The following is a 13057-nucleotide window of genomic DNA, read 5'->3' as shown; positions in this document are numbered from 1 at the left end:
CATGGACTTCGGCCTCGTCCTGCAAACCGACCCGCCCGCCTCCCAGGTCATCAGCCTGATGAAGCGCGCCGAACGCAACGGCTTCCGCTACGGCTGGACCTTCGACTCGGCGGTCCTGTGGCAGGAGCCGTTCGTCATCTACAGCCAGATCCTCGCCCATACCCAGAAGCTGCACATCGGCCCGATGGTGACGAACCCCGGGACCCGCACCTGGGAGGTCACCGCCTCCACCTTCGCCACCCTCAACGACATGTACGGCAACCGCACGGTCTGCGGCATCGGCCGCGGCGACTCGGCGATGCGGGTCGCCGGCCGCGCCCCCAACACCCTGGCCCGCCTGGGCGAGGCCATCGGGGTCATCCGCGACCTGGCCGAGGGGCGCGAGGCACTCGTCGACGGCAAACCCCTGCGCATCCCGTGGATCAAGGACGGCCGGCTCCCCGTCTGGATGGCCGCGTACGGCCCGAAGGCCCTCGCGCTGGCCGGAGAGAAGGCGGACGGGTTCATCCTCCAGCTCGCCGACCCCTACCTCACCGAATGGATGATCAAGGCGGTCCGCGAGGCCGCGGCACGCGCCGGCCGGGACCCGGAGTCGATCACCATCTGCGTGGCGGCCCCCGCCTACGTCACCGACGACCTGGCCCACGCCCGCGACCAGTGCCGCTGGTTCGGCGGCATGGTCGGCAACCACGTCGCCGACCTCGTCTCCCGCTACGGCGAGCACTCGGGCATGGTCCCCGACGCCCTCACCGACTACATCAAGACCCGCCAGGGCTACGACTACAGCCACCACGGCCGCGCCGGAAACCCCTCCACCGACTTCGTCCCGGACGAGATCATCGACCGCTTCTGCCTCCTGGGCCCGGCCGAGGCCCACATCGAGAAGCTGCGGGTCCTGCGGGACCTCGGGGTCGACCAGTTCGCCGTCTACGACATGCACGACGCGCGGGAGGCCACCATCGACGCGTACGGACAGCACGTCATCCCGGCGCTGCGCGACTGATCCCCGTGCCCCTGCTCCCGTCAGGCCGGTGGCCCCGCACGCCCCCGTACAAGGGGGTGCGGGGCCACCTGGCTTTCCCGGTCCGAGGCAGGGGGTGTTACTTCGGCATCAGGACGCTGTCGATGATGTAGACATTCGCGTTGGCGGTCTTGACGTTGCCGCAGACCACGTTCGCGGTGTCGTTGACCGCGTACGCCTCGCCGGAGCCGGTGGTGGTGACCATGCCCTTCTGGAGGGTCTCGAAGCTGCCGTTCTCCAGCTGCTTGGGGCTGAGCTTCTGGCCGACGACGTGGTAGGTCAGGATCTTGGTGAGCTGCTCCTTGTCGGCGAGGACCTTGTCGAGGTCGGCCTTCGGGATCTTCGCGAAGGCGTCGTTGGTGGGCGCGAAGACGGTGATGTCCTTGGCGTTGTTGAGGGTGTCGACCAGACCGGCCTTCTTGACGGCGGCGACCAGGGTGGACAGGGCCGGGTTGTTGGACGCGGCGGTGGCGACGGGGTCCTTGGCCATGCCGTCGAAGGAGCCCGCACCGTCCTTCGGTACGCCGGCGCAGGCCGGGCCGAAGGGCTTGTCACCGGTCATCGTGTCGGCCGCCGGGGTGCCGGCGCCGGTCTTCGCCTCATCGCCGGCGGCCGCGGTCGGGGCGGCCTTGGTGTCACTGCCGGAGTCGGAGCACGCGGCCAGGGAGAAGGGCAGCAGGGCGGCTGCGGCGACGGCGATCGCGGTACGGCGGATCTTCATGCTGTTCATGACGGTTCGCTCCTTGGGGAGTGGGTTCTCGGTACATGCCGGTCGTGCTGCCGGATCCGGCCCTGAGCGGGCGGTCCGGTGGTCTAGGGGATGGTGACGAAGACGCTGTGCCGGCCACTGGCCCCGTCGGGGATGGTCCGGGTGCGGTCCTCGGTCTGCACCGCTCCGGTGCCGTCGGTGGCGCGGACGGTGACGGTGTGTCCGCCCGGGGTGGGGTCCCAGCGGTAGGACCACTGGCGCCAGGTGTCGACGCTGTCCTGGGCGGCGAGGTCCGCGTCCTGCCAGGGCCCGTCGTCGATCCGGACCTCGACGCGGGTGATGCCGCGGCGCTGGGCCCAGGCGACACCGGCGACCATGACGGGGCCGGGGGCGGGACGTCCGAATGGCTTGGGGGTGTCGATGCGGGCCTGGGTCTTGACGGGTGCCCTGCGGGCCCACTTCCGCTTGACCCAGTAGGGGTCGTAGGCGTCGAAGGTGGTCAGCTCGATGTCCTCGATCCACTTGCAGGCGGACACGTAGCCGTAGAGGCCGGGCACGAGCATGCGGACGGGGAAGCCGTGGTCGAAGGGCAGCGGCTCGCCGTTCATGCCGACGGCGAGGATGGCGTCGCGGCCGTCCAGGAGGTCCTCGACCGGGGAACCCAGGGTCATGCCGTCCACGGAGCGTGCCACCAGCTGATCGGCCTTCCCGCCCTTCGAGGGGGGACGGACGCCGGCCTCCCGCAGGAGCTCGGCGAGGGGGACGCCGAGCCAGCGGCCGTTGCCGATGTAGGGTCCGCCGACCTCGTTCGACACACAGGTGAGAGTGATGTCGCGTTCGATGAGGGGGCGGGCCAGGAGCTGGTCCAGGGTGTAGGTACGGGGCCGGGTGACGCCTTTGCCGTGGATCCGCAGCCGCCAGGTGCCCGCGTCGACCCGGGGCACGACGAGTGCGGTGTCGACACGGTAGAAGTCCCGGTTCGGCGTCGTGAAGGGGCTGGTGCCGGGCACCTTCACCTGGGCGCCCGCCGGGACGGCCGGGGCCGGTGAGGCCGGCGCGGGGAGGACGAGGGCGTTGCGGGAAGCCACGGCGCCCTCACCTCTCCGGCCGGCGAGGAACCGGCCGAGCGCACCGGCTGAGGCGGCCGTACCGGCGGTCACGGCGGCGGCGGTCAAGAACCTCCTCCTGCTCCATCCCGAGCCGTCGCCTTCGTCGTCCGTGGGTGCGGGGGCCGCTGCCCTGCCCGCCAGGAGGTAGAGGACGCCCGCGCCGGCGAGGGCTCCGGCGACCGAGGGAAGGGCGTCACCGATTCCGGCGGAGTCGGGCCGGCTCAGGGCCGCGGCCGCACCGGCGATGCCGAACAGCAGCACTCCGGCCGCGCCGGTCCGCCGGTGGCGCAGGCTCAGCGTGCCCAGGCCGACGGCGAACAGCGCGAGGAGGGCGAGGATCCCGATCTGCAGGACGGTCTTGTCGTTCTCTCCGAAGGTTCGGATCGCGAAGTCCTTGACCGGTGCCGGTGTCCGGTCGATGACCGCGCCGCCCACCACGGTCACCGGTCCCGCGGCGGGCCGCAGCAGGGCGGCGACCAGCTCGGCCACGGCCAGAGCCGTGAACGAGGCCAGAAGACCGGCCAGCGCGCCGGGCGCGGCGCGGAACAGGGTGTTGCGGAAGCTGCTCACACCGGCCATTCGGCAGCACCCGTCCGGCGGATTGGTCCCACACCCGAAAGAGTGAACCGGTGGCCCGTGTTGCCCACGCGGCGCGGTCGTCACGGCCTTCGGGCGGCCAGGTCACCGGACGGCTGCCGAGCGCCGGCCGGAACGGCCGCCCCGTACCGACCGCAGGTTCATGCAATCCGGCACCGGTGTCGTCCCGAATCATCCGCGTAAACCCTGCGGAAGCGGCCGTTCCGGCGGTCCTGGGGCCCCACAACCTTCTCCGACCCCGTCTTGACGGCGGGTCCGCACACCGTGAGGAATCATCATGGACACCGCCATCGCGCCCTGCACGGGTCCGGCCACGCTGCACATCCGGCTCCCGTCGCGTGCGCAAGCGGCACACCAGGCCCGCCAGGCGGCAGCAAGCCTGATGGCAGAGGGAGACTCCGCCTGCCCCTGCGGCATCGCCGAGGACATCGTGCTCATCGTCTCGGAGCTGGTCACCAATGCCGTCCTGCACGCGGACGGCCCCTACGCGCTGACCGTCAGCCTGGAGCAACGGCGGGCGGGCATCGCCGTCAGCGACGGGTCCGCCGACCTCTCCGGACACCATGGACCCGCGCAGCGGGTCGGGTCCGGGGGCCGGGGACTGAAGATCGTCCGGGCCCTGGGCGCGGAGCTCTTCGTCAGCCGGTCCGGGCGCGGCAAACACGTCATCGCGGTCCTCACCTGGTAGGCGGACCGTCGCCCGGCGGCGCCAGGCCGTCCGGTTCGCCGCGACCGCGCGCGGCCGCGCGGGTCACGCGCAACCGGTGGGGAGCCCGGCTTCCCTCCAAAGGGTTGGCCCCGGCTGGTGCGGCCACCGAAGAGACCCCCATCCGCAGGCCCGTCCGCTACGAAGAACCATCGACACCGCACAGCTTCCCAAGACCGGACCGTCCCGCCGGGGCGGTCCGGCCCCGTACACACGAGAGTCAAGGACCGGCATGCGATGGACGCCCCGCCCTCCGACGGCCGCCCCAGGCCGCCGCTTCGCCTCCTCTCCACGGCCGGAGCGCGGCAGGTGAACCAACCGATCCCCTTCCACGGCGCCCGCTCCGCCGACTCCGCCCGCAGCGACCTGAGCGAGGTCATGCGGAAGGTCGCCCACGGTGACAAACAGGCGTTCTCCGCGCTCTACGACGCCCTCGCCCCCCTGGTCTTCGGGATCGTGGTCAAAGTGGTCCGCGACCGGGCCCAGTCCGAGGAGGTCGCCCAGGAGGTCATGATCGACCTGTGGCGGCAGGCGGCCCGCTACCGCGCCGACGCCGGCTCCGTCACCACATGGGCGGCGACGATCGCCCATCGGCGGGCCGTGGACCGGGTGCGCTCTGCCCAGGCCGCGACCGACCGCGAGCACGCCCAGGCCGCCCGCGAGCACACCACCGCCTTCGACGAGGTCGCCGAACAGGTCGAGACCCGCCTGGAGTCCGAGCAGGTCCGCCGTTGCATGCGCGGCCTCACCGAGATCCAGCGCCAGGCCGTGACGCTGGCCTACTACCAGGGGCTGACCTACCGTGAAGTCGCCGAAGCCCTGCGCACTCCGCTTCCCACGATCAAGACACGCATGCGCGACGGACTGGTCCGGCTCCGCGACTGCATGGGGGTGACCACATGAAACACCACGCCACCGACGCCCACACGCTCGTCGCCGCCTATGCTCTCGGCGCACTTGAGGATGAGGAACGCGAGGACTTCGCCGCCCACCTCCAGACCTGCGAGGCATGCCGACAGGAGGCCGCCGAGTTCGAAGCGACCGCGGCACGCCTGGCGGCAGCCGTCTCCCAGCCGCCGGCCGCCGCGTCCAAAGCCCAGGTCATGGCTGCCATCGACGGCGTCCGCCAGCTTCCGCCGCGCATCCCGGCGCCCACCGCGCATCCCGCCTCCGGCGGCATGCTGCGCCGCCGGGCGGTGCCCCTGGCACTGGCCGCCTGCGTGGCAGCCGCCGCACTCGGGGGCCTCGCGGCATGGCAGAGGCAGAACGGACAGGACCTCAAGCAGCAGACCCGGCAGGTCCAGCGGCAACTCGACGCGGTCAGCGCCGTCCTGGCGGCCCCGGACGCGCGCACCGTCCACGGCCGGGCGAGCAACGGCGCCGTGACCACCGTCGTCACCTCCGGCCGGCAGAACAAGGCCGTCTTCTCCGCCGCCGGCCTTCCCGCACCCGCGGAGGGCAGGACGTACCAGCTGTGGCTGGACCACGGCGGCACCATGCGCCCCGCCGGACTGATCGACCACGACGGCACCGTCGTCCTGACCGGCAGCCCCGCCGACGCCGCCGCCGTCGGACTCACCCTGGAACCCGCCGGGGGCTCCCCCCGGCCCACCACGGACCCCCTGCTCCTGCTGCCCCTTCCCGCCTGACGGGGCGGGCGGCCACCGTTCCGCCGTGAGATGCCCGCGTCCGGGTGGGGTCACCCGGACCGACGCCGTCGTCATCCACGGCGGAACGGTGCGTTGCTGACCCCTCAGGGGCCGGCGCCCGCGCGGGCGGCTCCGGCTTCCGCCCCGTCAAGTCATGGGCGGGACAAGATTGTTTGACGCTTGATGCCGAACGCTTTACCTGATCATGTAAGACGCGGGTAAGTACCACGATCTGGTCAAATGGCGTCCGGAATGGGTGGGTTCACGGGCGTTTTTGACCTTCTGCCCTGCCCGAGAGTGTCCGCTCAGCGGACGCGTGGGGGCGAAATCCGGACTCGTTTCGGCCAATTGCTGTCGTGTCCATGGCGATCATGAAGATCGCTGGCAACCTCTCCCCATCCCCAACACGATCAGCTCCGCACGCTCTGCCCCGGGCGGCCCCATCCCGGCTGCCCGGTTCCACCCCCCACACGCAGAAGGAGTCCGCGTGAAGTCCACGCACCGGCGGAACGCCACCGCCACCGGCGCACTGCTCGCCGCCGCAGCCCTGCTCACCGTCGGCGTCCAGGCCGGCACCGCCTCGGCGCAGCCCGACGGTTCCGCCAACGCCGCCGCCAAGGGCCAGTCGGTACGCAACCCGGGAGCGCTGCCCGCGCAGCTCACCCCGTCCCAGCGCGCCGAGCTCATAGCCAAGGCCCAGAGCACCAGCGCCGCCACGGCCAAGGAGCTCGGCCTCGGCCCGCAGGAGAAGCTCCTCGTCCACGACGTGGTCAAGGACCAGGACGGTACCACCCACACCCGCTACGAGCGGACCTACGAGGGCCTGCCCGTCCTCGGCGGCGACCTGGTCGTCAGCCGCACCGCGGCGCAGAAGACCCAGAGCGTCAGCAAGGCGTCCAACGCCCAGCTGCAGGGCGTCTCCACCGAGGCCCCGGCCGACGCCCCGGCCGCCGCCACCGCCAAGGCCCTCGACGCCGCGAAGGCCGTCGGTTCCAAGGCCGACAAGGCCGACTCCGCGCGCAAGATCGTGTGGATGGCGAACGGCGTCCCGACCCTGGCCTACGAGACCGTCGTCGGCGGCCTCCAGGACGACGGCACCCCCAACCAGCTCCACGTCATCACGGACGCCAAGACGGGCGCCAAGCTGCACCAGTGGCAGGGCATCGAGACCGGTGTCGGCAACACCCACTACAGCGGCCAGGTCACCCTGGGCACCTCGCAGTCCGGCTCCACCTTCACGATGAACGACGCCGCCCGCGGCGGCCACAAGACGTACAACCTGAACCACGGTACGTCCGGCACCGGTTCGCTCTTCAGCCAGTCCACCGACACCTGGGGCAACGGGGCCAACTCCAACGCCGCCACGGCGGGCGCCGACGCCGCCTACGGCGCCGGGGTCACCTGGGACTTCTACAAGAACGTCTTCGGCCGCTCCGGGATCCGCGGCGACGGCGTCGCCGCCTACTCCCGCGTCCACTACGGCAACGCGTACGTCAACGCGTTCTGGGACGACAGCTGCTTCTGCATGACCTACGGCGACGGCACCGCCAACAACGACCCGCTGACCTCGCTGGACGTCGCCGGCCACGAGATGTCGCACGGCGTCACCGCCGCCACCGCGGGCCTGGAGTACAGCAACGAGTCGGGCGGCCTGAACGAGGCCACCTCCGACATCATGGGCACCTCCGTCGAGTTCTACGCCAACAACGCCAGCGACCCGGGCGACTACCTCATCGGCGAGAAGATCGACATCAACGGCGACGGCACCCCGCTGCGCTACATGGACAAGCCGAGCAAGGACGGCGGCTCCGCCGACGCCTGGTACTCCGGCGTCGGCAACCTCGACGTCCACTACTCCTCGGGCCCGGCCAACCACTGGTTCTACCTGGCCTCCGAGGGCTCCGGCGCCAAGGTGATCAACGGCGTGAGCTACAACTCGCCGACCTCCGACGGGCTGCCCGTCACCGGCATCGGCCGGGACAAGGCCCAGCTGATCTGGTACAAGGCGCTCACCACCAAGTTCAACTCCACCACCAACTACGCGGGCGCCCGCGCCGGCACGATCGCCGCGGCGACCGAGCTGTACGGGGCCGGCAGCGCCGAGGTCAAGAGCGTCACCGACGCCTGGGCGGCGGTCAACGTCGGCACCCGCTCCGGCGGCGGCACCACCGGCAAGGTCTTCGAGAGCACGGCCCAGGTCGCCATCCCGGACTCCCCGGGCCCGGCCGTCACCTCCTCGGTCGCCGTCACCGGGATCACCGGCAACGCCCCGAGCACCCTCCAGGTCGGTGTGAAGATCACGCACACCTACATCGGTGACCTGCAGATCGACCTCGTGGCCCCCAACGGGACCACGTTCCGCCTGCAGAGCTCCTCGTCGGACTCCACGGCGAACCTGAACAAGACCTACACGGTCAACGCCTCGGCCGTCGCGGCCAACGGCACCTGGAAGCTGAAGGTCCAGGACAAGGGAGCCGCTGACACCGGCACGATCAACGACTTCAAGCTCACCTTCTGATCAACCGTCCCACAGCGTGCCGCACGCGCCCGGAGCCTCGCCAGGCTCCGGGCGCGTTCCGTTACTTGCTGCCCTTGTCCACGACCAGGTCGGTGGTCCAGGCGTCGCCGGCCTTCATGTCCTTGCCATTGGCGGTGATGGGGGAGTACACGCCGGTCACGGGGACCGTCTCGCCCGGTGCGGCGGACTGCAGCACGTCGCAGACGTCCGCGTAAGAGGCGACGGGGGTGTCCTTCATGCCGGTGATCACGTCGCCCGGTTCCAGCTCCGCCTTGGCGGCGGGGGAGTTGGTCCGCGCATAGGTGACGACCATGGCGTCCTGGTCCTTGAACTGCTTTTGGGTGGCGGCGACCTTGGCGGCGTCCTCCGGGAGGAAGTAGTCCGCGAGGTCCGGGTCCTGCACGGACACCAGCTGCCATCCGGGGTCGTTCTTCACGTCGCCCGCGGCCAACTGGTCGAGCAGCGGCTGCACATGGTTGCTGCTGATGGCGTAGTACTGCCCTTGGACGCCCTCTCCGGTGAGGGTGAGGGTGTTGATGCCGACCACCTCGGCCTTGCCGTTGAGCAGCGGTCCGCCGGAGTTGCCGGGGTTGATGGTGGCCGAGTGCTGGATGGTCTCGGCGTAGCGCGGCAGATCCGGGTTCGGCGCGGAGTCCTTGACGTCCGGGTTCTGCACCGCGCCGGTGGTGAACACCGGCTTCTGCGCGCCCTGCGCCTCGATGGACTCGGGGTACCCGAGCGCGGTGACGTTGTCGGCGAACGCCACCTTCTTGCTGTCGGCGAACTTCAGCGCCTTCAGGTCGGGCTGCTGATTGGAGAACGCCAGCACCGCGACGTCCTCGCACGGGTCGATCCCCAGCACCCGCGCGGCCACCGGCGCCCGGTCCTCGACGCCGACCCTCAGGGACGGCTCGTCCAGCACCACATGCGCGTTGGTGACGATGAGACCCTTCCCGGCGTCATAGATGAATCCGGTACCCGACGCGGTCGTGCCGATGATGCGCACCGTCGCCGGTGCGGCGCGTTCGTAGATCTCCTTGGGCGACAGGTCGTCTGCGAACGCCACCGCGCTGCTGCCGGTCGCGAGTACCACCATCGTCGCCACCGCCACGGCGCTCCTGGAACGTCCCCTCATGAGCCCGCCGCCTTTCTCCACGCACGGACGTCCCCTTCTCAGGCTAGCCCCGCCGCCGGGAGGTGTCCCGTCGGCCGCGGTGGCGGTGCTCCGGGGCCGCCGTGATGTGATGGGGGCATGATCGATGCATTCCTCACCCATGAGCTGCCCGCCGTCGAAGAAGCGATCCGCCAGGCCGCGGCGGCGGAGATCATGCCGCGGTTCCGGCAGCTCGCCGACCACGAGGTGGACGAGAAGAACGGACCGCACGACCTGGTCACCGATGCCGACCGGCTGGCCGAGGTGCGGCTCACGGCCGCGCTGACCCGGCTGCTGCCCGGTTCGGCCGTCGTCGGCGAGGAGGCGGTGCACGCCGACCCCGAGGTGTACAAGGCGCTGCGCGGCGACGCCCCCGTCTGGATCGTCGACCCGGTCGACGGCACCCGGCAGTTCGTGGAGGGCGACCCCCACTTCTGCACCCTCGTCGCCCTCGCCCTGCACGGGGAGATCCTCGCCTGCTGGACCTACGCCCCGGCCCTGGACGTGCTGGCCACCGCCGTGCGCGGACAGGGCGCGTACGCCAACGGGGAGCGCCTGCGCAGCGGTTCGCCGGAGCCCGGCGCCGTACTGCGCGTGGCGACCGCCCATCCGCTGTACACCTCCGAGGAGGACCGGCGCCACCTGTCCCGGCTGGAGGTGCCCGGAGTCGCCGCCCGCCCCTGCGGTTCGGCGGGCCTGGAGTACCTGAGGGTGGCGCGCGGGGAGATGGACGCCCTCGCCTTCACCTGGCCCTCGGCCTGGGACCACGCGGCCGGGCTGCTGCTGGTCGCGGAGGCGGGCGGGGCGCAGAGCACGGTGGACGGCGTCCCCTTCCGGATCGACCGGGACAACGCCCTGCCCTTCGCGGTGGGCCGCGACGAGGCCACCGCGGTCCGCGTCCGCGAGTTGCTGCGCGGCGAGGGCTGAGCGGACGCGCAGGCGCGCACTAGGCTGGAGGCAGTGGCCGGCGCCGGACGAAGGAGCTGTCAGGGTTGTCGATTCTCGACGCAGTCGTGGTGGGGGCGGGGCCCAACGGGCTGACGGCCGCCGTCGAACTGGCCCGCCGGGGCCACTCGGTGGCCGTCTTCGAGGCCGCCGGCTCGGCCGGCGGCGGGGCCCGTACCGAGGAGCTCACCCTCCCCGGCTTCCGGCACGACACCTGCTCGGCGGTGCACCCGCTGGGGGTCGGCTCGCCGGTGTTCAAGACGATGCCGCTGGCGCGGTACGGGCTGGAGTGGCTGCACGCCCCGCTGCCGATGGCGCACCCCTTCGACGACGGCACGGCCGCCGTGCTCTCCCGCTCCGTCGCGGAGACGGCGGCCTCCTTCGGGCCCCGGGACGCCGGCGCGTACCGGCGGCTGGTGCAGCCGTACCTCGGCCGCTGGGACGCCCTCGCCCGGGACTTCATGTCCCTGCCCAGCACCGCCCTGCCCCGCGACCCGCTCCTCCTGGCCCGGTTCGGCCTCACCGGTCTGCCGCCCTCCACGTGGCTGATGCGCCGCTTCCAGGACGACCGCGCCCGGTCCCTGTTCGCCGGGCTCGTCGCGCACGTCATCGCCCCGCTGAACGGCATCGGCACCGGCGCCGTCGGCCTGGTCTTCGCGCTGGCCGCGCACGCGGGCGGCTGGCCGCTGCCGCGCGGCGGCTCGCAGTCCCTCTCCGACGCCCTGTCCGGCTACCTCGCCGACCTCGGCGGCGCCGTCCACACCGGCTTCGAGGTCAAACGGCTCGACGACCTGCCGCCGGCCCGCGCCTACGTCTTCGACACCTCCCCGACCGCACTGGCCCGCATCGCCCGCCTGGGCCGGGCCTACGAGGGCTACCGGTACGGGGCCGCCGCCTTCAAGCTCGACTACGCCCTGGACGGCCCCGTCCCCTGGACCGCCGAGGCCGCCCGGCGGGCCGGCACCGTCCAGATCGGGCCCGGCAGCCGCGACATCGACGCCGCCCTCCAGCTGGCCCACGGCGGCCGCGCGCCCCGCACCCCCTTCCTCATCACCGCCCAGCCCAGCCTCGTCGACCCCGGCCGGGCACCGGAGGGCAAGCACGTCTTCTGGGCGTACGGGCACGTCCCGGCGGGCTGGGACGGGGACCTCACGGAAGCCGTCGAACGCCAACTGGAGCGCTTCGCCCCGGGCTTCCGCGACCTGGTCCTCGCCCGCGCCACCGCCGGGCCGCCGCAGCTCGCCGCCCGCAACCCCAACTACGTCGGCGGGGACATCGCCTGCGGCTCCGCCGCCGGACTCCAGCTGCTGCTCCGCCCCAAGATCACCCTCTCCCCTTACACCACCGCCCACCCGGCGGTCTTCCTCTGCTCCTCGGCCACCCCGCCCGGCCCCGGCGTGCACGGCATGTCCGGCCACAACGCCGCCAAGGCGGTCTGGCGCCACCTGCGAAAGGGACGCTGATGGTCCGGATCACCCTCGTCCAGGGCGACATCACCGCCGTGACGGCCGACGCGGTGGTCAACGCCGCCAACTCCTCCCTGCTCGGCGGCGGGGGCGTGGACGGCGCCATCCACCGGCGCGGCGGCCCCGAGATCCTCGCCGCCTGCGAGGACCTGCGCCGCTCCCACTACGGCAAGGGCCTCGCCACCGGCCAGGCCGTCGCCACCACGGCGGGCCGCCTCCCGGCGCGGCACGTCATCCACACCGTCGGCCCCGTCTGGTCGCGCCAGGAGGACCGCTCGGAGCTGCTGGCCTCCTGCTACCGCGAGTCGCTGCGCGTCGCCGACGAACTCGGCGCCCGCACCGTCGCCTTCCCCGCCCTGTCCACCGGCATCTACGGCTGGCCGATGGACGACGGCGCCCGCATCGCGATCGACACCGTCCGCACCACCCCCACCCAGGTGGAGGAGGTCCGCTTCGTCCTCTTCGACGCCGCCGCCTACGCCACCTTCCAGGCGGCACTGGGCTAGGCGCCCGCCGCCTCCGCCTCCGCCTCCCCGGCGCCGGCGCACCGGCGGGGCAGGCGGGTGGTGAGGGTGGTGGCGGCCGTGGCGACCGCTGCCGTCAAGGGGGCCAGCGGCCGGTCCGACGGGGTCATCGCCGCCAGCGCGGCCACCACGCGGCCGCCCGGGCCCCGTACCGGCAGCGCCGCGCAGCACAGCCCCGCCACCACGCGCTCCCGGTCCACGAAAGGGCCCCGCTCCCGGCTGGTCAGGGCCAGCCCGGCGGCGGTGGCCAGCGGGAAGCACATCCCGTCGCGCACCGGCACCAGCGGCTCCGCGCACCCGGGCACCGAGGCCACCGTCAGCGCCATCCCGTCGCGCAGCACCACCAGGACGGCGCTGGCGCCCGTCGTCATCCGCAGCCGCAGCAGCGGCATCCGCGCGGCCGTCCGCAGCCCCGGATACGGCTGCCAGGACTGGCCCAGCCGGAACAGCTCCGGCCCCAGGACGTACTTGCGGCCGCGCCGTTCGACCGCCCCCAGCGCGGCCAGCTGCTCCAGCAGCCGGTGGGCCGTCCCCTTCGGCACCCCGCACGCCACGGCGATCTCCGTCAGACCCGCCTCCCCGCCCGCCCGCCGCAACGCGTCGAGCAGGGCGAACGCCCCGTCGAGCACCCCCCGGCCCGCTGATTTCCCCGTCATGGTC

Annotated in this window: 11 protein-coding genes and 1 pseudogene; 8 read left to right on the top strand and 4 right to left on the bottom strand. The window is 72.4% G+C overall.

Going from position 1 to position 13057, the window contains the following annotated elements; genetic code table 11:
* Position 1 precedes the first annotated feature (1 nt).
* Entirely contained in the window at positions 2–1003 is a 1002-nt protein-coding gene (locus tag ABZ716_RS15290; RefSeq protein ID WP_358813243.1) for a TIGR03842 family LLM class F420-dependent oxidoreductase, read from the top strand.
* A gap of 97 nt (positions 1004–1100) precedes the next feature.
* Here the strand turns inward: ABZ716_RS15290 and ABZ716_RS15285 are convergent, their stop codons facing one another.
* Entirely contained in the window at positions 1101–1751 is a 651-nt protein-coding gene (locus tag ABZ716_RS15285) for a fasciclin domain-containing protein (protein WP_358959272.1), read from the bottom strand.
* 83 nt (positions 1752–1834) lie between these two features.
* Positions 1835–3418, bottom strand: coding sequence for a molybdopterin-dependent oxidoreductase (locus ABZ716_RS15280; protein WP_358959270.1), 1584 nt, complete (start codon positions 3416–3418; stop codon positions 1835–1837).
* Positions 3419–3713: 295 nt separating this feature from the next.
* Between ABZ716_RS15280 and ABZ716_RS15275 the strand changes: the two genes are divergently transcribed.
* From ABZ716_RS15275 to ABZ716_RS15260, 4 genes are all read left to right on the top strand, one after another.
* A complete protein-coding gene (locus ABZ716_RS15275) occupies positions 3714–4124 on the top strand; it encodes an ATP-binding protein (protein WP_358959268.1) in 411 nt (136 codons plus the stop codon).
* 396 nt (positions 4125–4520) lie between these two features.
* The gene (gene sigK, locus ABZ716_RS15270) at positions 4521–5045 is read left to right on the top strand and encodes an ECF RNA polymerase sigma factor SigK (protein ID WP_358959446.1); all 525 of its coding nucleotides are present in this window, start codon (positions 4521–4523) and stop codon (positions 5043–5045) included.
* Positions 5042–5791: an anti-sigma factor gene (locus ABZ716_RS15265; protein WP_358959266.1), complete on the top strand. Its 750-nt coding sequence runs from the start codon at positions 5042–5044 to the stop codon at positions 5789–5791. The genes sigK and ABZ716_RS15265 overlap by 4 nt, the downstream gene beginning before the upstream one ends.
* 487 nt (positions 5792–6278) lie before the next feature.
* On the top strand, positions 6279–8309 hold the full coding sequence (locus tag ABZ716_RS15260; protein WP_358959264.1) for a M4 family metallopeptidase: 2031 nt from the start codon (positions 6279–6281) through the stop codon (positions 8307–8309).
* A gap of 61 nt (positions 8310–8370) precedes the next feature.
* Here ABZ716_RS15260 and ABZ716_RS15255 read toward each other — a convergent pair whose 3' ends face one another.
* Positions 8371–9444 (bottom strand): trypsin-like peptidase domain-containing protein, encoded by a 1074-nt coding sequence (locus ABZ716_RS15255; protein WP_358959262.1) that lies wholly within the window; start codon positions 9442–9444, stop codon positions 8371–8373.
* A 117-nt stretch (positions 9445–9561) separates the two neighbouring features.
* Here ABZ716_RS15255 and ABZ716_RS15250 point away from each other — a divergent pair, with 117 nt between their 5' ends.
* From ABZ716_RS15250 to ABZ716_RS15240, 3 genes and pseudogenes are all read left to right on the top strand, one after another.
* Positions 9562–10389: an inositol monophosphatase gene (locus ABZ716_RS15250; protein ID WP_358959260.1), complete on the top strand. Its 828-nt coding sequence runs from the start codon at positions 9562–9564 to the stop codon at positions 10387–10389.
* Positions 10390–10442: 53 nt separating this feature from the next.
* Positions 10443–11870: pseudogene (locus ABZ716_RS15245) on the top strand (NAD(P)/FAD-dependent oxidoreductase); the annotation flags it as partial.
* A complete protein-coding gene (locus ABZ716_RS15240; protein WP_351879855.1) occupies positions 11870–12379 on the top strand; it encodes an O-acetyl-ADP-ribose deacetylase in 510 nt (169 codons plus the stop codon). The pseudogene ABZ716_RS15245 and the gene ABZ716_RS15240, both read left to right, overlap by 1 nt.
* On the opposite strand, the gene ABZ716_RS15235 is transcribed toward ABZ716_RS15240, so the two are convergent.
* Positions 12376–13053: a helix-turn-helix domain-containing protein gene (locus ABZ716_RS15235; protein WP_358959258.1), complete on the bottom strand. Its 678-nt coding sequence runs from the start codon at positions 13051–13053 to the stop codon at positions 12376–12378. The two genes, ABZ716_RS15240 and ABZ716_RS15235, sit on opposite strands and share 4 nt — an antisense overlap.
* Between the last annotated feature and the right edge of the window lie 4 nt (positions 13054–13057).

Origin of the sequence: Streptomyces sp. NPDC006687 (assembly GCF_040636215.1) — a bacterium.
Lineage (GTDB): Bacteria > Actinomycetota > Actinomycetes > Streptomycetales > Streptomycetaceae > Streptomyces.
Note: the sequence above shows the minus strand (reverse complement) of the source record. Positions and strands in the feature narration are given on the sequence as shown.